At 51.5% G+C, this 18,825-nt stretch carries 19 protein-coding genes; 12 read left to right on the top strand and 7 right to left on the bottom strand.

What is annotated here, in order from left to right; translation table 11 throughout:
* Positions 1–108 precede the first annotated feature (108 nt).
* The gene (locus tag IQ268_RS18435) at positions 109–1,215 is read left to right on the top strand and encodes a metallophosphoesterase (RefSeq protein WP_193882215.1); all 1,107 of its coding nucleotides are present in this window, start codon (positions 109–111) and stop codon (positions 1,213–1,215) included.
* A gap of 8 nt (positions 1,216–1,223) precedes the next feature.
* Here IQ268_RS18435 and IQ268_RS18430 read toward each other — a convergent pair whose 3' ends face one another.
* Positions 1,224–2,483: an FIST N-terminal domain-containing protein gene (locus tag IQ268_RS18430; RefSeq protein WP_193882212.1), complete on the bottom strand. Its 1,260-nt coding sequence runs from the start codon at positions 2,481–2,483 to the stop codon at positions 1,224–1,226.
* 657 nt (positions 2,484–3,140) lie between these two features.
* Here IQ268_RS18430 and IQ268_RS18425 point away from each other — a divergent pair.
* Together IQ268_RS18425 and tsaE are read left to right on the top strand one after the other, a co-directional pair.
* Entirely contained in the window at positions 3,141–3,365 is a 225-nt protein-coding gene (locus tag IQ268_RS18425; protein ID WP_193882209.1) for a Calvin cycle protein CP12, read from the top strand.
* A gap of 230 nt (positions 3,366–3,595) precedes the next feature.
* On the top strand, positions 3,596–4,111 hold the full coding sequence (gene tsaE / locus IQ268_RS18420) for a tRNA (adenosine(37)-N6)-threonylcarbamoyltransferase complex ATPase subunit type 1 TsaE (protein WP_370584680.1): 516 nt from the start codon (positions 3,596–3,598) through the stop codon (positions 4,109–4,111).
* Positions 4,112–4,155: 44 nt separating this feature from the next.
* On the opposite strand, the gene nblR is transcribed toward tsaE, so the two are convergent.
* Entirely contained in the window at positions 4,156–4,851 is a 696-nt protein-coding gene (nblR, locus tag IQ268_RS18415; protein WP_193882334.1) for a response regulator transcription factor NblR, read from the bottom strand.
* A gap of 88 nt (positions 4,852–4,939) precedes the next feature.
* Positions 4,940–5,863, bottom strand: a complete 924-nt coding sequence (locus IQ268_RS18410; RefSeq protein WP_193882203.1) for an NAD(+) kinase — start codon at positions 5,861–5,863, stop codon at positions 4,940–4,942.
* Between the two features lie 109 nt (positions 5,864–5,972).
* On the opposite strand from IQ268_RS18410, the gene IQ268_RS18405 reads away from it, so the two are divergent.
* The 9 genes from IQ268_RS18405 (at position 5,973) to IQ268_RS18365 (ending at position 14,152) form a co-directional block, all read left to right on the top strand.
* The gene (locus IQ268_RS18405) at positions 5,973–6,170 is read left to right on the top strand and encodes a hypothetical protein (protein WP_193882201.1); all 198 of its coding nucleotides are present in this window, start codon (positions 5,973–5,975) and stop codon (positions 6,168–6,170) included.
* Between the two features lie 310 nt (positions 6,171–6,480).
* A complete protein-coding gene (locus IQ268_RS18400; protein WP_193882200.1) occupies positions 6,481–7,275 on the top strand; it encodes a DUF2993 domain-containing protein in 795 nt (264 codons plus the stop codon).
* 21 nt (positions 7,276–7,296) lie between these two features.
* Complete coding sequence (locus tag IQ268_RS18395) at positions 7,297–7,947, top strand: MotA/TolQ/ExbB proton channel family protein (protein WP_193882199.1); 651 nt, start codon at positions 7,297–7,299, stop codon at positions 7,945–7,947.
* Complete coding sequence (locus tag IQ268_RS18390) at positions 7,934–8,347, top strand: biopolymer transporter ExbD (RefSeq protein WP_193882198.1); 414 nt, start codon at positions 7,934–7,936, stop codon at positions 8,345–8,347. Before IQ268_RS18395 ends, IQ268_RS18390 begins: the two co-directional genes overlap by 14 nt.
* A gap of 945 nt (positions 8,348–9,292) precedes the next feature.
* The gene (locus IQ268_RS18385) at positions 9,293–10,438 is read left to right on the top strand and encodes a sugar ABC transporter substrate-binding protein (RefSeq protein ID WP_193882197.1); all 1,146 of its coding nucleotides are present in this window, start codon (positions 9,293–9,295) and stop codon (positions 10,436–10,438) included.
* A gap of 119 nt (positions 10,439–10,557) precedes the next feature.
* A complete protein-coding gene (locus tag IQ268_RS18380; protein ID WP_193882195.1) occupies positions 10,558–11,373 on the top strand; it encodes an ATP-binding cassette domain-containing protein in 816 nt (271 codons plus the stop codon).
* Positions 11,374–11,405: 32 nt separating this feature from the next.
* Positions 11,406–12,662, top strand: coding sequence for a sugar ABC transporter permease (locus tag IQ268_RS18375; RefSeq protein ID WP_228035495.1), 1,257 nt, complete (start codon positions 11,406–11,408; stop codon positions 12,660–12,662).
* 122 nt (positions 12,663–12,784) lie between these two features.
* Positions 12,785–13,375 (top strand): DUF192 domain-containing protein, encoded by a 591-nt coding sequence (locus IQ268_RS18370; RefSeq protein WP_193882193.1) that lies wholly within the window; start codon positions 12,785–12,787, stop codon positions 13,373–13,375.
* A gap of 579 nt (positions 13,376–13,954) precedes the next feature.
* Positions 13,955–14,152, top strand: a complete 198-nt coding sequence (locus IQ268_RS18365; protein WP_193882191.1) for a DUF2949 domain-containing protein — start codon at positions 13,955–13,957, stop codon at positions 14,150–14,152.
* Between the two features lie 230 nt (positions 14,153–14,382).
* Here the strand turns inward: IQ268_RS18365 and IQ268_RS18360 are convergent, their stop codons facing one another.
* From IQ268_RS18360 to lpdA, 4 genes are all read right to left on the bottom strand, one after another.
* Complete coding sequence (locus tag IQ268_RS18360) at positions 14,383–15,540, bottom strand: alanine--glyoxylate aminotransferase family protein (protein ID WP_193882189.1); 1,158 nt, start codon at positions 15,538–15,540, stop codon at positions 14,383–14,385.
* 361 nt (positions 15,541–15,901) lie between these two features.
* Complete coding sequence (locus IQ268_RS18355) at positions 15,902–16,165, bottom strand: DUF5340 domain-containing protein (protein ID WP_193882187.1); 264 nt, start codon at positions 16,163–16,165, stop codon at positions 15,902–15,904.
* Between the two features lie 67 nt (positions 16,166–16,232).
* Positions 16,233–17,126, bottom strand: a complete 894-nt coding sequence (gene trpC / locus IQ268_RS18350) for an indole-3-glycerol phosphate synthase TrpC (protein ID WP_193882184.1) — start codon at positions 17,124–17,126, stop codon at positions 16,233–16,235.
* Positions 17,127–17,214: 88 nt separating this feature from the next.
* Positions 17,215–18,648 (bottom strand): dihydrolipoyl dehydrogenase, encoded by a 1,434-nt coding sequence (gene lpdA, locus IQ268_RS18345; protein WP_193882180.1) that lies wholly within the window; start codon positions 18,646–18,648, stop codon positions 17,215–17,217.
* Between the last annotated feature and the right edge of the window lie 177 nt (positions 18,649–18,825).

Here is an 18,825-nt window from a genome sequence, read left to right as displayed (position 1 = left end):
CAACCGAACTTGTAGAGCGAATCGGCAGACATCATCCAGATTAAAGCTCACCGCAACAATAGAAGTAGGGTTATTTCGTCCCACCTTGATTTTGCTAACGTCCATATCATGAGCTTGAATTTTAAATTTGCCATCATTAGCGATCCACACATCGCTCTGCCCCACACCATCTGGGATCACCCCAGTCGGTTCCATCTAGTCGAAGTCAGCATTCCTGCTCTAGAGCTGGTTTTGGAGCGGTTGGCCGCGCTCAACCTAGATTTTTTGCTGATACCCGGCGACTTAACCCAGCATGGGGAGGCCGAAAACCATGACTGGCTGGCGCGTCGTCTGGCACAGCTCCCTTATCCGGTTTATGTGGTGCCCGGTAATCATGATGCGCCAAGGGCAACGGCCAGCGATCGCGCCATTGGCATTGCAGACTTTCCAGGATATTACCAGGCATTTGGCTATACCCATCCCGACCAGCTTTATTACACCTGTCAGGTATTGCCGGGGGTACGCTTGATTGGGTTAAATTCTAATGCCTTTGATGCGGAGGGTCAGCAAATCAATACAGGAGTGCTCGACCCAGACCAACTCACCTGGCTTCAGCAGACGCTAGCCACTGCCTCCGAAGAGGTGATTTTGCTCATGGTGCATCACAACGTCCTGGAACACCTGCCGGGGCAGGCTCGGTCGGGTATGGGGCATCGCTACATGCTGAGCAATGCGGCAGAGTTGCTGGCTTTGCTCAACCCAGCCAACGTTCATCTTATTTTCACCGGGCATCTGCATGTCCAGGATATTGCTTACCAGCAGGGCATCTACGAAATTACAACCGGATCGCTTGTTAGCTATCCTCACCCCTATCGCGTCTTGCAATTTCACCAGGATGAGCAAGGTAGATGCTGGCTCCAAATTGAGTCCGACTGGGTTGACGCGGTGCCAGGATGGATCGATTTGCAAACCACATCACGGGAATGGATGGGCGATCGCTCCTTCCCATTTATGGTCAAGCTTTTAACCCAACCGCCGTTGAATCTTTCTTTAGCAGAAGCAGAGGCGATCGTGCCCACTCTCCGTTATTTTTGGGCTGACATCGCCGGAGGAGATGCGGTGTTCGACTGGCCGCAACTGCCCGCCCCGGTGCGCCAATACGTCCAGAGGTTTAGCGCGATCGATCCAAACGGCACGTTAACCTTGATCGACAACCACACGACCTTAATGCTGTAACCATGCGCCTAGGGCTGGCGGCAGATGCCAAACACAGAGGTATAGCCGTGCAAAAAGGTAGCATCTCCGACTGGCCCAATTTCGCCCCCGCAAAAGAACCCGCTGAGGGGAATATTTGGCACATAGCGGTTAAATAGCTGCGAGTCAAAATTGGCTTCACCGTATAGCCCTTCCCCCCGCCCAACGCACGCAAACATCAACGCTCCCACAGACGATGCCGTTTCGCCGTCTGCTTGCCGCTGATACCGCGCTAACAGGGATTCTAAATCTTCGGCTGAAGCCTGAGCATCGCGCAGGTGAAACTGGACACGCTGACCGGGTCGCACCCGATCACCAATGGCGATCGCTCCTAATTTCGGATCGACCCCAAGCAAGTTGCGGATCAAGAAATCGCCCTGCTCTAAAACTTGTTTGAATTCGTTGCGCGCAATTCCAATGAATAGTGAGTGCTGGGCTAAGACGCGATCCTCTTCACTCAACGTTTCAAATAACCCCTGAAGCAGCTCCAACGGAATCTGACCAACACCACAGGTGCCCCGATCGTTCTCGGCTTCTTCTTCTAGCTTCAGGATGATATTCCGTTCGCCCTCAACCACTCGATAAAGGGGGCCAATTGGCCGGCACCCCTGAGCCACGATCGCCTCCAGCGTAATATTGCCGCTTAGAGCAACCCCCACGGCTCCTTCCTGAAATTGCTGATAGTTGCAAAATAAACTGCTGCGGCTCGAAACTGAAGCAGCACTGGCTAACCCGCCAATTTTGATGGCTCCCCGGTAAGCAAAATCTAGCCCCTGAAGCAAATCGTTGACACCCGAGGAAAATGGATCGGCCAACAGAATGAACTGAGGCTGGTCTTCGGGTGGCACTCCAATTAAATCGACCCACAGGTTGGGAGGGCTATCCAGATCCGGCAGGCGGTCTGCTGTTACATGAAATGCGGTTACCCTAGCCCCCGGTAAGTGCGCCAAACTGAGACTGATGGCGGCTGTTCCCTCCACCTCTTCCGTCTGCCCTAGCTGATTGGTGCCCACTACACCACCACCGCTACAACCAATCAGGGCAGGTACCTTCAGCTTTTCTGCCAGTAATGGCATCAGGCGAGAATACTCGCTGGTAAAGGCGGACGAAATGAAGACCAGCGCTAAGTCTGCCGGAGCCTGTAAACGCTGCTGCGCCTGCTCAACCACCTCAGCAATGGCGGACTCTAAAGAAGGACGAGTGGAGAGAGCCGTTGCCCACTTCATTTGATCTGCTGCCAGTTCTGCCATGATGACATTTCCTTCGAAAGTTTCGGTCGCTAAAGGAACTCAAAACACCCCACTGCTGCTATTTTCGCCAGTTCACCGCCTCAGCAGCACGTTTTTGAGACGAATCTGAACATACCGTTATTCGCTTGCTACACCTTCAAAATCGATTAAAGCCAGCCAGAAAACGGACTTTCCAAACAACAGAATGGTTGAGGTTTCTTAAACAGGCCAATCAATTTGTTTCTATTATATAAATGATTAAAATAATTAATCTTTAACGATCGGTTTGATGACGAGTTTGAGATCGATAAGCTACCTGCATGCGATCGCCAAACAGGCAAAATCAAAAACAGTCTGTTGATAAGAAAAGCCGCTCATACAAGACGCGTCATCCATTTGATTGGGCAACGCTTATTCAGTAGCATGGCTCACAAGCGGACGAGCAGGTACACGCTAAGATCAAGTGTAAGTAACTTTGTACCTCTAAGATCAGGGGAAGAACCAAATTCTAAAAATAAGGTTTAGTTTGGTTTCAAAATCCCTGCTTTATGCCTTAGTGGAAGAGGATGTAGTTGCCTTCAAGAAACCATCTGTTGGGTGATTTAGGAAAGCAATTGACTAAGCTACCCTAAGATAGGAGTATCCTGTACCTTAGTGGACGTAAAAACAATAATATCCATGAGCAATATCCAAGATCAAATTGAACAAGAGCGGGAGCAAGCTCGTGCAGCTTGTGAAGTTGGCGGCGAGGCTTCTGCTGAATGTGCAGCAGCCTGGGATGCAGTTGAGGAACTGCAAGCCGAAGCAGCCCACCAGCGCACCAAGGGAACACCTAAAACGTCCCTGCAACAATACTGCGACGATAACCCTGATGCAGACGAGTGTCGGGTTTACGACAACTAGCCTGTCGCCATTACACTAGCGAATCCAACTTCAGGGTTTATCACCTCAACCTGATGCGTTTCGCTGAATAAAGGTGCTGTTTTGTCTTAATTGAGTACCTCTCTAAATAGAAACAGTGTGACAGGGGGCGTAGGAAGCTGCGCCTCTTTTTCATGGGCGTGATCGCCCCAATCATCACAGTGGCTAGATTTATGCTAGTGATAAGAGCAGATGCACTGGCAAACCGCTTTATGCCTGTCGGGATACCATCCATTCGTCATTTATTACCCAACGCTGCCGCAACTCATGCTCTGGGAACTATCCTGGGGCGATCGCTATCGGCGGGTACCACCCTGCTGCTGGAGGGGAACTTAGGCAGCGGCAAAACAACCCTGGTACAGGGAATCGGCCACGGGTTAGGCATTACCGATCCCATCGTTAGCCCCAGCTTTACGCTGATTAACGAATATGTAGAGGGTCGGGTTCCGCTCTATCACCTTGACCTCTATCGCCTGAATACATCAGAAGTGGCTGCTCTCCAGCCCGAGCTGTACTGGGAGGGAGTGGAGTATCCACCGGGCATTATGGCGATCGAGTGGGCCGAGCGGCTCCCGTATCGCCCCGAAAACCATCTCTGTCTGCGGTTGAGTGTGGGAGAAGCTAGCGATAGCGATCGCCAGATTGAGCTGACCGTGGCAGGCGCGTTGGATGCGGAGGTTTTGGCCGACCTGAATACTCTGCTGTCTGGTAATGAGGCTCATCAGTAGAGGGGCAGCCCAGAGGCGGCAGCCCCATAGCCAGCAGTGTAGCGTTATGTTTCTCGCAGCACGTAACCCACTCCGCGTACGGTTTGGATTAAGCGCTTTTCGCCCTCATCTTCAATCTTGAGCCGCAGGTAACGAATGTACACTTCAATCACGTTTGATTCGCCCATGAAGTCGTAACCCCAAACGTTCTCCAGAATTTGTTCGCGGGTTAATACTTCACGGGGATGCTCCATCAAGTATTTCAGCAGCTCGAATTCCTTCATGGTGAGGTCAATTGCCCGTTCGTTGCGAAACGCCCGTCGGGTTGCCAAATCCAGCGCTAAATCGGCAAACCGCAACTGTTCAGTGCTAACGGTATCGGGCTGCAAATATAGCCGAACTAGCTTCAAAAAGTCGTCGGTACGGTAGGGCTTTAAAAAATAGTCATCGGCACCTGCTTCAAGGCAGGCTACGCGATCGTCTACATGGTCGCGTGCCATCAACAGCAACACCGGCACCCGCGCCCCGCTCGCCCGAAGATGGGTGCATAACCATAAACCTGACTCTCCCGATAGCATCCGATCAATGACGATCAGCGATGGTCTAAATTCTTCAGCCTGGTGTAGACCGCTGGGAGCGTCGTACGCGATCGCCGTTTCATACCCTGATTCTCGTAAGTCCATGCTGACATGCTGAGCCAGCACTTCATCGGTTTCCACTACTAACACCCGGGGACTGGGATCAAGGGCAACGGCATTCATATGACCTACCTGAGCATTAATACTTTGTTGTAGCATTTTTTAGCCCAATATAGCCTGGCTCGATCTGGGGGCAACTTAAAGGCTGACTCTAGGGCAGTTCAACCGAGGTAGGTTTAGCAATGTGGGGCAGCCCCCAACCCAGTTTCTCGCGCAGCACATGAAAAAACTCATTGTCACGCAGCCGAATAAACCGAGCAGAGTAGGGCGATCGCAACACGCGCACTCGGTCATCGGGCAACACATAACACCCGGCGTTGCCGTCCACTACCATCACTAATCGACTGGGGTTGGCTGGATAAATGGTAACGGGTTCACTGTCTGCAAAAACCAGGGCACGGGATGCCAGCGAATGAGGGCAGATAGGCACAAGCTGTAGCACTGATACGCCCGGTGCAATCACTGGCCCGCCAGCCGAGAGAGAATACGCTGTCGAGCCAGTTGGCGTAGAAACAATCACCCCATCTGCCGCAATATCAACCGGGGCATGTTTGCCGACTTCAATCTCAAAGTGGCACATGCTGGTTAGCGGTTCTCGGTGCAGCACCATCTCATTCAGGCACAGTGCTTCCCACACTAAAGCATCTTCATCTCCCCGAAAAACCTGTACCGAGAGCATGGCTCGCTCTTCGATCTCGTAGTTTTCGGTGGTCAACCTCTCAATGGCGTGGGGCAGTTGATTGATGTACGTTTCCGTCAAAAACCCCATATGCCCGGTGTTAACCGTCAACAGCGGAATGTTCCAGGGCGCAATCTGACGAAAGGCCGACAGTACAGTTCCATCTCCACCCAGAACGATCGCAAACCCCATATCCTGATCAAACCCAGGTGGGGCAAGCTGGGTGATGGGGGTATGGCAAAGGGGGCGATCGGGTTGGGAATAGCCAAGGATTCCGCCTACGCCAGTTGCAAGGCAGACATCCCATCCGCACGCTGTCAGCTTGTCTTTCAACTCATCAGCGACACGACAAGCAACAGGCTTGATATCGTTGTAGATAATGCCAGCTTTCGGCACACTCCGCGTCCAAGTCAGGGTTTAAGAATTGAGGCTAGACTTTCTGCATCATGCCTTTACTGCATCATACAGAAGCAAGGGCATCCAGATTGCCCTCCTATCTAGAGTAGTGCCTTCAGCCTTGCTTGAACAGCATGTCTGCCGAATCTGTGGTGGAAACTGGCGCAAATCTCGGCTGCATGGTTTCTTGCCCCTACCTGCCCTTACCCAACCGCGATCGCCATCCTCATTCCCCGTTCTGCCGGTTCTGCTCCGGTCCGGTGATGGACGAGTAGGCGATCGCGGCGCAACCTATGGCACAATCTAAGACCTGCCCCAAAGCATTGACATGGGAGGCATTTAGCAATTTTTCGGACTGGCATCATACCTGTGGGAGCATGAACACAGGTCGCCAACCAGACGAAGGGCACCACTGACTACCGCATTTGATGCCGCTTTATGGGTGGCGATCGGCTTTACGGTTTACAGATGCGATCGTCTTCCAAAGGATAGATTTGAATACAGATTTCATAAATCTCCAATAAAATTAACTTAACGTTGCAAGAAGCAGACCTGTATTGCTGATTTCTTCACGTTTTGTTACAAAGGATGGAGAACTCCAGTAAGCGAGAGATTGCATGTTTGGTGGTCTTACGGGTTCAGCGAACCGTTCTGGCACAGACTTCGGAGAGCGCATGCTCAACGCAGCAGCCAGCCAATCTATCCGACACCTGTTCAGCCGCAGCGATGCGGTAGAGGTGGACATTCGTTGCTACCCATCTAGCAAGCTGTTGCAAGGCAGCATTGACAGCTTCAAGATGAGCGGTCGTGGTCTAGTGATTCGGCGGCAATTTGAAGTCGATGAAATGACGTTCGAAACGGACGCTGTGGCGATCGACGTTGGCTCTGTGTTTGGCGGTCAAATTCGCCTGAAGCAACCGACTCAGGCGGTAGCCCAGGTGGTATTAACCGAAGATGCCATCAACCAATCCTTCAAGGCAGAATTGGTGCAAAAGCGGCTGCAAAACGTCGATATGGAGTCGGTGACAAACCTGTCGGGGGGCGAACCTCTTTCGTTCCGCAATGTGCAGGTGCAGCTCTTGCCGGACAACAAGGTGAAAATCACCGCCAAAACCGACTTGCCCAACCAGAACGATGTACCCATTAGCATGACGTCTGTGTTGGCCGTGCTGAAGCGACGGCGGATCTCTTTTAGCCAGCCTCAGTTTGAAGCGGAGGACGTGCCCGAATCAGTGCGAGGGTTATCTGAAATTTTGACCCATGCGTTTGCCGAAATTTTGGATAATATGGTTGACCTGGATCGTTTTGACCTGGATGGGGTCATGATGCGAATCAATCGGCTAGAAACTCACGGCAACAAACTTGTTTTCAGTGGGTATGCCCAAATTGATCATTTTCCAGGTACTTCCTAACCGACCCTTTTGAGGAGAAGCATGCCAATTAGCAGGTTGTTTGACTTAGGCGGAGTGGTCATGTGGCCACTCTTAGGGCTTTCAATCCTAGCCATGGCGCTGATTTTAGAGCGAGTTATGTTTTGGCTTCGGGTCGGACGGCAGCAAGACCGGGTAGTACGAGAAGTATTGGCACTCTACAGGCGTAGCGCTAAAGCCGCCTTTCAAAAACTGGAGCAAAACGTACATTTGCCGATCGCACGCATTTTTTTGGCGGCACTGGAACTGGATCAAGCCACTCCAGATGAATTTCGATTGGCACTCGAAAGTGCAGCTCAGGCAGAATTGCCGTTGCTCAAGCGGTTTAACACAGTCTTTGAAACGGTGATCAGCGTTGCGCCGCTGCTTGGGCTACTTGGCACGATCTTGGGCTTGATCAACTCCTTCTCTTCTCTGCGAATTGGTGACTTGGGCGGTAGCGAAACCGCAGGGGTCACGGCTGGCATTAGCGAAGCGCTGATTTCAACGGCGACGGGCTTAATTGTGGCAATTTTTACGCTGCTGTTTGCCAACACCTTTCGAGGACTCTATTTGCGGCAAATAGCGCTGATTCAAGAATACGGTGGACAATTAGAGTTGCTGTATCGCCGCCGCTATGAGCAGCGAGGAGGAATGCCCTATGCGTCTACCTGATGAGCCAGAACCGTCATTTCAGATCAACATCCTGCCCATGATCGATGTGATCTTTGCTATTTTGACGTTTTTTATTATGTCCACCCTGTTCCTAACCCGTTCCGAGGGGTTGCCTGTCAATCTTCCGGGGGCGATCACCACGGAAAGCCAACCTCAAAGCCAGTTGGTCGTTACGATCGATCGCAGCGGCAATTTGTCTCTTAACCGCCAGTCGATCGAGATTAATGCCCTGGAAGCCCAGGTGCAGCAGCAAATTACGGCAGGTGAACAACCCGTTGTGGTCATTAATGCCGATACCGAAGTGGCTCATGGGCGTGTGGTGGCTGTGATGGATCGCATTCGTGCCATTCCAGGAGCACGGCTGGCGATCGCCACCCAGCGGCCTCAATCGTCTCCTTGAGGTTTCAGAATCAGGGTGGTGTGCAGTGCGATCGCTAACCCTGCCGGGCAAAGGTCACAAAACTGGAACATCACGACGGTGGATAGTCAAACCAATCGCGCCTCGATTGGTTTTATTTTTTGTAATACCCATTACATTTTATTACACACAAAACACACGAATCGATTAAATCTGCAAAAGTAGAAAAGCAACTGTTTAGTCTCATAAGGAGTCTCCATAAGGAAGGTTTAAAGAGACATTTTTGATAGACAACGTTTTGTATCCTTAAGCCCATATTCCATACTGGTTAGAGTATTAGAAAATACAGGTTTTTAAAATCAAATAGCACCAGGCTCATCATTGGTGCTCTTACAAAGATTAAAAGAACGTCACTTTATTTCGCAGCAAACGCTGTAGTTTTCTAATACTTAACTGCAAGTTAGTTACTCCTCACAGTTATTGTTGACCAGGCAAACTGGCTTATCAGCAATTCCCCTGGCAACTTAGCCAGGAATCACTCGGTTCTATCCGGTTCGCTGGTTATTAAAGCGTTCGGTACTTGTCGTGTTCTCCTGGTTCAAAGCAATACCTGCTAAGGGTTGAGAGCGTCAAGTAGAAGATAGCTTGGCGGTATTTTGCTTGCTTTTCGGCATCCCTTCACGAAGGTGATGCAACAACAGTATGGGTTGCTCTTTTGGGTTGGTTTGACCAGAAGGAGAACGATCGCATCCTGAATGTCTTGCAGTAATAGACTTTTTAGTGACGACAAAACTAGTGTTCTAGCTCTTCAAACGGGCACAACAGTGTTCAATTCGGTTGAATACAACAATGCTATTTCCGAACGCTATTGCCGTTGAAAATTAAAGCTCTTCTGCTTCCTGAGTAAGGCGTGTCAAACGCTTAGCTCTCTCCTTGATCAATACACACCATTAACGCGACGAATAACACCCTGGAGGAGTTAGTTTTATGTCTATTTTCGGTCAAACCATTCGACGCAGCGTGCCGTTACTGGGGTTGCTTGTTTTAGCCGCCTGTACCAACAACGGTGGCACTAATCCCAATAATGCCGCCAGCACTTCAGAATCCGAATATAGTGCGGCTCAAGGATGTAACAACGTTGGTGTCTTGCTGCCTGAGTCGGATTCATCGGCACGCTATGAAGCGTACGATCGCCCCTTACTAGAGCAAGAAATTAAAGCCGCCCTGCCGGGAGTCACGATTCAATACGCCAACGCTAATAACAACGCAGACACCCAACAAAACCAGGCGGATGCTGCCTTAACAAAAGGGGCGTGCATTCTGGTGGTTGGGCCAAACGACAGCGAAAAAGCTTCTGTAATTGTGCAGCAGGCAAAAAATAGCGGGGTTCCCGTCATTGCGTACGATCGCCTGATTCAAGATCCAGACCTGGCCTACTATGTTTCCTTTGACAACAAACGCGTCGGCGAACTGCAAGGTCAATACATTGTGGATCAGTTCGAGCAGGGCAACTTCGGCCTCACCAAAGGAGCCAATCTGGTTATGATCAATGGCTCCCAAACCGACAACAACGCGCTGCTGTTCCGTGAAGGAGCGGTTAGCAAATTGCAGCCGCTAATCGACAGCGGCGACCTCAACTTGGTGTATGACCAATACACTCCCAACTGGGATAACGCCAGAGCGCAGTCCTTGATGGAAGGCGTGCTGACTAAAGAAGAGAACAACGTTCAGATTGCCTATGTCGCCAATGACGGCATGGCCAACACCGTAATTGCTGCACTGCGAGCACAGGGAATGGATGGCAAAGTGCTGGTTACCGGGCAAGACTCTACCCTAACCGGTGTGCAAAACATTCTAACGGGCGATCAGGCCATGACGATCTATAAACCCATCATTGAAGAAGCCCGTGCCACCGCTCAACTCGTTGCCGCCCTCAGCAAAGGTGAAGATACCAGCAGCATTGTGAACAGCACAACGAAAGTAGCGACTGGCGAAGACATTCCGTCTGTTTTGGCGACTCCGGTGGTCGTTGATCAAACCAACGTCAAAGACACCATCATTGCAGACGGGTTTCTGAGCCAGGAAGAAATCTGTCAGGGGCTTCCTGCGGGAGCAGGCAACGTTTGCCCATAGCAAGGCTAATGAAAGGGAGTGAGAGGGAGACACTGCACCTTCCCTCTCACTCCCTCTCTGGCGGCAACATCAAGCGTTCGGCCTTGGCCACTCACACACGCACAGGAGATTAGTGTGCAATGACAGATCGTTCAGTTTCGATCGCACAAGCGGACTTAGCCAGCGGCGATCGCGTGCCCCGGCTTCAGCTTCGCAACATTTGTAAGTCGTTTGGGGGGGTTCGTGCCCTCAAAAACGTGGATTTTGAGGTCTATGGGGGTGAAGTTGTCGGGTTGGTCGGCGATAACGGAGCCGGAAAATCAACCCTGATCAAGACGATGTCGGGTGCCTATGTACCCGACGAAGGGGAGGTGTTAGTCGATGGCGATCCGGTTACTATCAGCAGCCCCCAAGATTCGACCCGGCTGGGCATTGAAACGGTTTATCAGGACTTAGCGCTTTGCGACAACCTGGATGTGGTTGCCAATCTCTGGTTGGGGCGTGAAGCCCATCGAGTGCTGATTCCAGGCGTGCTGCGGGTACTGGATGAAACAGAGATGGAGCGCCAAACCATTGAAGTGCTTAAAACGCTGGATGTCAAAATTCCGTCGGTGCGATCGCCCGTTGCTTCACTGTCGGGCGGTCAACGCCAGTGTATTGCCGTAGCCAAAACCATCTTGCGCCAGCCCAAGGTAGTGCTGTTAGACGAGCCAACGGCAGCGTTGGGAGTGGCTCAAACCCACCAAGTCTTAAATCTGATTCGCCGCCTGCGAGAACGGGGGCTGGCAGTGGTGGTCATTTCCCACAACTTGCATGATGTCTTCGAAGTGACCGACCGAATTATTGTGATGCGGTTGGGGCAGCGAATTGCCTCCTTCGAGACCCGCAAAACTAGTTCAGAACAGGTGGTTGCTGCCATCACGGGCGCAACTGTAAAAGTCAATGAAGACGTGTGATGGTGTTTGCGCGAATCAGGAGATAAGCAACCATGAAAAGTTTAGATAACGATGCTCATCCCAGCAGTGAAGAACAGGCGATCGCACCTCAACTCGGTGCGGAAGGAAGCCCGTCTCAGGCTCCAACGACCGTTCGGTTCAACCTCCGCTCGTTTATGCGGGGAGATTTGGGATTCATTCCCGTTATTCTCACGCTGGCGCTGATTACTATTTACTTTCAAGTTACGACTAGCGGCGTTTTCCTCCAGGCTCGTAACCTCTCCAACCTGACTCAGCAGATTGTGGTCATCAGCATTCTTAGCGTCGCTGCGGTGCTGGTGCTGCTGCTGGGCGAAATTGACCTGAGTCTGGCGGCAGTAGCACAGGCCTGTGCAGCCATCATGGCAGTTGTCTCGGTTTACCAGAACTGGAATCCCTGGCTGGCAATTCTCTTAGGGCTGGTGGCGGGTGCCGTGATTGGACTAATCAACGGGTTCTTTGTGGCGGTGCTGCGGGTACCGTCTTTTATTGTTACCCTGGCGGGTTCTATTGGATATGCCGGGTTCCTGCTGCTGGTAATGGGGCGGCAAACAACGCTGATTGTTCGAGATGACACAATTCGGTCATTGGCACCAACCTTTCTCGCCCCCTGGCTGGGCTGGGTCATCCCCTTCCTATTGGTAGGGCTGTATGGCCTGGGGGTATGGTACGAGCGGAAACGGCGATCGCAAGCCGGTTTACCTCTGAGATCGTCGCTCCAAACGGCTATTCAGCTAGGGTGTGTTCTGGCGATTACGGTAATTGTCGTTTACCTGTTCCAGTCCTATCAAGGTGTGCCTCAAGCGGTGCTAATTTCACTAGGACTCGTGGTAATCTTCTGGCTCCTGCTCCGCAAAACCACCTTCGGACGACACCTGTATGCAGTGGGCGGCAATGCAGAAGCGGCAAGACGGGCAGGAATTAATGTAGTCGGCATGAAGCTGACTGTTTTTGTAATGGCCTCCACTCTGGCGGCGCTGGCTGGAATCATGCTGACCTCGCGCAGCACTGCGGTTGCTACCCAGGTCAGTTCTACCCTGCTGCTGAACGCGATCGCGGCAGCGGTCATTGGTGGAGTCAGTTTGTTTGGTGGGCGGGGTTCGGTTTGGGCGGTTGTCCTCGGTGCCTTAGTCATTGGCAGCCTCGACAACGGCTTAGATTTACTCAACCAGGATCAGAGCATCAAAAGTATGGTTCAGGGTGGCGTGTTGCTGTTGGCGGTAACAGCAGATGCCCTGGTGCGGCGATCGGGACTGCGAACCGGGCGGTAGCTGACTTCAAGTACGCTACGGTTGTAACCAATCTCCTTTGATTGACGGATGATTAACGGAACTGCTCTATGGCAAACTGAGTCAATCTACCAGAATCATCGCACCCGCACGACTCGCATCCTATGGCAGCACTTCTCCAACACCATATCTTGACCGATCGCCGCTGGCTCTGTTGCCTCAACCTTGGATTAAGCGTGCTGCTGCTCGGATGTACGTCGCCCACTGCGTCTTCAGAAGCAGGTAGCACTGTGGAGCCAGCCCCAACCCCAGCCCAAACAGAGGTTGCTCAGACAAATCAGGGACAGCAATTACCGATTGGAGCAGAGGCAGAAATAGCCGGGGAACGGATTCAGCTTGAGGTTGCAGGGACACCACAACAGCAGGCAATGGGGTTAATGTATCGTCCTCCCTTACCTGCCGATCGTGGCATGTTGTTTCCGGTTGATCCGCCTCGTGCCGTGCGATTCTGGATGCGAAATGTGCCAGTGCCGTTGGATATGGTGTTCATTCAAGATGGCGAAGTGAAGGCGATCGCAGCCAGTGCCCCTCCCTGCACTACGCCTACTTGCCCGACCTACGGCCCTAGCGAAGCAGTGAACCAGGTGATTGAGCTGCGCGGCGGTCGTGCCGCAGAACTGGGGCTACAGGTGGGCGATCGAATTACCATCCGTTTTTTAGAGTCAGCACTTCCACCCATCCAACCAGCTTTGTAGACCTGGAGGCTAGCATCACTACTGAGCTGAACCAGCAAAACGCGATCGCGCCACAAGCCAGGTTAAAACAAAAAGTGTAGTTCTTGACTTAAAACCTGAAGAATATACGTAATCTTGCGAGTTCTGGTCAGGTTTCAGCAGCAAAGTAGAGTACTCTCCCGGACGGTGCAACTTGGGATAAAAAGCGTATTCTATGGTCTACAGCAATCATCTATAATCCTTCAAGCTCAGTTTGGATTGGTTAGAGTTTGGCGCAATTACAGGACTCAGCCGTTGGCGTCATGTAAGTGCGTCAAAACAGGGTGGCGAGGTCTGTGAACCATTTCTGTAACTGTTTGGCGCTATTCAGGTTGCAATATCAAGTTATCGTCAAATTTTGGCCATAATTCGGCAAAGATTTGCAACAAGCCACAAATTTGAGTAGCAGAGCCAGTAAACTCGCTAAGACTACAGTAATCGGGGGCAGACCGCCAAACGCGTTGCCCAACAATGGGACAGATCAAAGACTGGCTCTTAAGGTGTAGATTTACAAATGCTGTTATTCACAATGGGGAATCAACCAAGAGGAGGTGAATTTACATGACACCCACAACCTATTCTCGATTTATTCAGTTTTTGCAGGAGGATTTGGCTCTATCGTCTTCATCGATCGCGATCGCCCTGCGACACCGGGAACAAGACCCTGGCCCTCTGCCCATGATTTTGTGGCAATACGGTTTAGTAACTCTAGAACAACTCGATCGCATTTTCGATTGGTTAGAAACAGCCCAAACTTGAATGCAGTTGGCGCAGAAGTTGATGTTGAGTCGTCTGCACTACGGTGCTGCTCTTACGATGAATAAGCTAATTCGTGCCTTACACCATCGGTTACATACAGCCCATTACTACAAATCACGACTACTAAAAGCAGAAGAGCGAGTCAATTCTTGACTCGCTCTTCTGCTTTTAGTAGAGATGGATCAGGAAAAGCCATGCACGATTGCACAAGCCAAGACGATCAGCCTACTTTAGTGCTGGTTGGCAAAGACCTTTCCAGCCGCCGCGATCCCGGCTCCCGGTGTGCATCCCTCGTACCCTACATCTTGCAGGGCTGTTTCAATCGCCCCGATCGCCGTTAGAATGTCGCGATCGCTGACAAACCCCAAATGCCCAATTCTAAAAATCTTGCCTTTCAGGTGGTCTTGTCCGCCGGCCAGGATGATATCAAACCGCTTCTTGAGAATAGAACGGATTTGCTCTGCCTCGACTCCAACGGGTGCTACAGCAGTAATGGCAGGACTGGCTGCCTGATCAGCCGCAAACAGGGGTAAACCCATAGCGGCGATCGCGGCACGGGTCGCGTTCTTCTGTCGCTGGTGACGGGCAAAGATGTTCTCTAAGCCTTCTGCCCGCATCATACGTAAAGCCGCTTGCAGCGCAAACACCAGGTTCACAGGCGGAGTGAACGGCGTGCTGTTTTTGGCTGCTTCCTTACGATATTTGCCCAAATCAAGGTAAAAACGAGGCAGCTTGGCGCTGGCATAGGCATCCCACGCCTTAGGACTAACCGCCACAAAGCCTAAACCGGGGGGAATCATAAACCCTTTCTGCGAGCCAGAGGCTACCACATCGAGCTGCCATTCATCCATAGGTACGTTGGCTGCACCCAAACTCGTCACCGCATCGACTATCATTAACGCTTTGCCATGCGCTTTCACATAACGGTTGACGGTTTCCAGGTCATTCAACACGCCTGTAGAAGTCTCGCTATGGGTGATAATAACCGCCTTAATCTGCTGCTCTGTATCCGCTTCCAACTGGGTACGAAACTGCTCAGGGTCGAGCGGTTTCCCCCATTCGGCTGTAATTCGCTCAACATTGAGTCCGTAGGCTTCGCACACCTTGGCCCAGCGATCGCCAAATTTGCCGTTGCTGCCTACCAAAACGCGATCGCCGGGACTCAAAAAATTAATGATGCCCGCTTCCATCGCTCCCGTGCCGCTAGCCGTTAAAACCAGCACATCGTTCTGGGTCTGATGTAGCCACTTTAGCCCCTCCGTCACCTCTGCCATGATCTGACTAAACTCACCGCTACGGTGACCAATCGGATGCTTTGCTAAAGCTAGCAAAACCTGCTCTGGCACAGGAGTTGGGCCAGGAATCATCAGCATTAATTTATCGTCCATCGAACTCTCCTACCTGCACAAAGTCGTATGTTGATTGGCCTAAGATCCAGAATCGCATATTAGCTTTCTACATCGTTCGATAGCAGCGATAAACTAAAGATCGGCGTTGCTGCATAGATGTACAACGTTTGTAGGAGCGTTGTCATAGCGGGATGATTCAGCCTGTGCCGCTCAATTTCAAAGAAAGCAGGAGGTAGACCTATCTCTACCTCACCGCTCTGCTGTACGCTGAATCGTGATTTAATTTTGAAGAGTTGTTAACCGTGTGTCTACGTGAACACCTGTGATTTGAGTTGGATGGACAGTCCCTGTTCGTGTTGCACGGCCTGCGGTTGGGCAGGTGATGCCAGGTTACTTTACGCTACTGCAACACTGAATCCTTCGAATTTGTGTCGTTGAGCTTGGTTGTGTTGAGCGACCAACGGTAATCAATCGGTAAATTTGCCCGCCGACATCTTTCCTCCAGTTGTTTTTGCTGACTCAGCGCTTTGCGTAGCGTAGAGATGAGTTCGTGTACTTGCTCTTGAGTACGAGAACCATGACCGATCGCAGACATTGTTTGCCGCTCCAACAATTGCAGGAGCAACTCATAGTGAATGTGAGAGGGAAGAGGTATTGGGTCCATGCCGCTCAAATAGTGATACTCAATGACCAGTGTAATTTAAGGAAACATTAAATCGGTATCAGCTCACTCACAAGGGGGATTCTGTAAACAGATCGGCGATCGCTTCCCCTGGATTCGGCTGTCGCATCAGCGATTCACCAATCAAAACGGCAGATGCACCCGCCTGGTGAACCAGATGCAAATCAGCCGATGTGTGCAAGCCCGACTCGCTCACTACTAGAACTCCTTTTTCGTGAAGGCGATCGCTCCGTGCCGCTAGAAGTTGGCAACTGGTTTGCAGATCAACCGAAAAGTCTTGCAGATTGCGATTGTTAATGCCGATCAAGCTTGCCCCCTGAATCGCCAAAACGCGATCGAGTTCTTCTAAAGTATGCACTTCAATTAGCGTTGCCATACCCAACGCAGTCGCAATCTTGACAAAGTATTGCAAGTCCTTGTCGGAGAGAATCGCTGCAATCAGCAGAACGGCATCGGCTCCATGCTTACGAGCTAGATAGATCTGGTAGGGGTAAATGAGAAAATCTTTACACAACAGCGGTACGTCAACGGCAGCCCGAACGTCTTCAAGATACTCAAAACTGCCTTGAAAAAACTGGCGATCGGTCAGCACTGAAATACAGGCTGCTTTCCCCTGCTCATAGGATTGGGCGATCGCAACGGGGTCAAACTCGGCTCGAATCACCCCCTTGCTAGGAGATGCTTTTTTGACCTCGGCAATGAGAGCTGGCTGAGTTTTGGCATTTCGCAAGGCTTGAACAAAGTCGCGGGGCGCAGCCACAGCCGCAACCTGCCGCTGTAACTCTTGCAGAGACAATCGTTCTCGCCATTGAGCCACTTCCGTCTCTTTCTGCCAAACAATTTCCTCTAAGATATGTCGGGGTTCGGCATCGGGAACACGAACCTGGTAGCGCAAACTGCTAACGTTGACCGCAGGATTAGGAGGACGACGGCGAATGTGCATGGGCTAAGAATGAAACGCTAAAGATAAACATTAAGAGCCAACTGGTCAGCAAGACGCTGAAGAGATTGGAGGGCAAACAAGGTAGCGGTTAATGGGTCGCGATCGCCCGCTTGTAGGCATCATCTAGCACTTCAGAAAGGGTCGGGTGAGTATGAACCAGATACGCCAGATCTTGAACTGAACGACGTTGGGCGATCGCATTTGAGGCTTCATGAATCAGGTCTGAGGCATGAGGCCCCAGAATGTGAACCCCCAACACTTCCCCCGTGTCTTCCCGGTAAATTACCTTTGCCAGCCCATCGGTTTCGCCTTCAGCGATCGCTTTGGAGTTGCCCTTAAAGTACGATCGCACTACCCCTACCTTAAACCCTTCTGCTTGACCCGCTTCTTTGGCTACGGGTTCAGTCATTCCCACAAAACTCACTTCAGGGTGGGTAAAAGCCGCTGCCGGAACGCTGCGATAGTCTACTTCACGCGCTCGGCCACACATTGTTTCAACTGCCGCAATCCCTTGAGCAGAGGCGGCATGAGCCAGCATCATCTTACCAGTGGCATCACCAATGGCCCATAGATGAGGCACCGGTTCGCCATCTCGCACTACAGCCATTTGGTTGTTCACTGTGATAAATCCACGGCGATCGACCCCAACCCCAATTGAATCCAGACCCAGATCTTGCGTCGCCGGGACCCGTCCGGTTGCGACCAAACAGGCATCAACTTCTAAAATATCTACCAGTTCTTTGGTTTTGGCATCGGCGAGTTCAATCACAACAGGCGAACCTGGAATCACTTTCCTGGCTAATAGCCCTACCTTGGTTTCAATATCGCGGGGCGCAATTAGCACTCGCTGTGCCAGCTTGGCCACATCGGGATCAAATCCCGGCATCAGTTGATCGAGGGCTTCAATTAACGTGACCTCACTCCCCAGAGCAGTATAAATATCGCTAAATTCCAACCCGATGTACCCACTGCCAATGACAGCGATCCAGGAAGGCAGCCAGTCCAACTTCAGGCCATCATCACTGGTAAACACCGTTTTGCCGTCTAGCTCAATTCCTGGCGGCACAAACGGAACCGAGCCAGGAGAGAGAATGATGTCTTGCCCGGTGATGGTGCGATCGCCAGCCTCGGTGGTCACCGTCACCTTCTGCGGCCCAGCGAGTTTGCCTCGGCCTTTAATTGTGTCTACCCCCAGTCGCTTGAGGCTGTTCGACATATCATCTCGAATTTTTGCAACCAAATTGCTGGCATGATCGGCGATCGCCTGTCGCTCAAACGCAACATTGCCGACTTGAATTCCCAATGCCTTGAGGTGATGTGCATTGCGTAACTCTCGTACTCGCCCGGATGCGGCCAACAGTGCTTTTGAGGGGATGCAGCCCCGGTTAACACAGGTGCCGCCCATTTCAGCAGCTTCAATAATCGCTGTTTTGAGACCACAACTGACCGCATGAATGGCAGCACCATGCCCACCAACACCAGCACCAATAATAATTAAGTCGTAATCAAGTCCGTGGCTCACGTCACTAATCCCCTACACATATTGCCTTGTTCAATTTTCGATGCTGAGGGGGCAATCAGACAACATCTCCTCAAAAAGCACAAAGCACAATAGCTCCGTTGCACTGCGGATGCTGCGATCGCCCGTGATGCAACAACTGCTCAACAAACTGGGCATTCTAACCCTAACTTAGGAGCC

This window comes from Oculatella sp. LEGE 06141 (assembly GCF_015207605.1).
Lineage (GTDB): Bacteria > Cyanobacteriota > Cyanobacteriia > Elainellales > Elainellaceae > Oculatella.
The sequence above is the reverse complement of the archived record's forward strand: the minus strand, read 5'-3'. Positions and strand labels throughout refer to the sequence as shown.

Bases quoted from the DNA above. Each gene is read 5' to 3' on its own strand.
- IQ268_RS18435 (WP_193882215.1), top strand. From the start codon at position 109: ATGAGCTTGAATTTTAAATTTGCCATCATTAGCGATCCACACATCGCT.
- nblR (WP_193882334.1), bottom strand. From the start codon at position 4,851: ATGAATGCCGTTGCCCTTGATCCCAGTCCCCGGGTGTTAGTAGTGGAA.
- IQ268_RS18380 (WP_193882195.1), top strand. From the start codon at position 10,558: ATGACAGATCGTTCAGTTTCGATCGCACAAGCGGACTTAGCCAGCGGC.
- IQ268_RS18390 (WP_193882198.1), top strand. From the start codon at position 7,934: ATGCGTCTACCTGATGAGCCAGAACCGTCATTTCAGATCAACATCCTG.
- IQ268_RS18395 (WP_193882199.1), top strand. From the start codon at position 7,297: ATGCCAATTAGCAGGTTGTTTGACTTAGGCGGAGTGGTCATGTGGCCA.
- IQ268_RS18385 (WP_193882197.1), top strand. From the start codon at position 9,293: ATGTCTATTTTCGGTCAAACCATTCGACGCAGCGTGCCGTTACTGGGG.
- IQ268_RS18370 (WP_193882193.1), top strand. From the start codon at position 12,785: ATGGCAGCACTTCTCCAACACCATATCTTGACCGATCGCCGCTGGCTC.
- IQ268_RS18355 (WP_193882187.1), bottom strand. From the start codon at position 16,165: ATGGACCCAATACCTCTTCCCTCTCACATTCACTATGAGTTGCTCCTG.
- IQ268_RS18360 (WP_193882189.1), bottom strand. From the start codon at position 15,540: ATGGACGATAAATTAATGCTGATGATTCCTGGCCCAACTCCTGTGCCA.
- IQ268_RS18430 (WP_193882212.1), bottom strand. From the start codon at position 2,483: ATGGCAGAACTGGCAGCAGATCAAATGAAGTGGGCAACGGCTCTCTCC.
- tsaE (WP_370584680.1), top strand. From the start codon at position 3,596: ATGCCTGTCGGGATACCATCCATTCGTCATTTATTACCCAACGCTGCC.
- IQ268_RS18400 (WP_193882200.1), top strand. From the start codon at position 6,481: ATGTTTGGTGGTCTTACGGGTTCAGCGAACCGTTCTGGCACAGACTTC.
- IQ268_RS18425 (WP_193882209.1), top strand. From the start codon at position 3,141: ATGAGCAATATCCAAGATCAAATTGAACAAGAGCGGGAGCAAGCTCGT.
- IQ268_RS18375 (WP_228035495.1), top strand. From the start codon at position 11,406: ATGAAAAGTTTAGATAACGATGCTCATCCCAGCAGTGAAGAACAGGCG.
- trpC (WP_193882184.1), bottom strand. From the start codon at position 17,126: ATGCACATTCGCCGTCGTCCTCCTAATCCTGCGGTCAACGTTAGCAGT.
- IQ268_RS18365 (WP_193882191.1), top strand. From the start codon at position 13,955: ATGACACCCACAACCTATTCTCGATTTATTCAGTTTTTGCAGGAGGAT.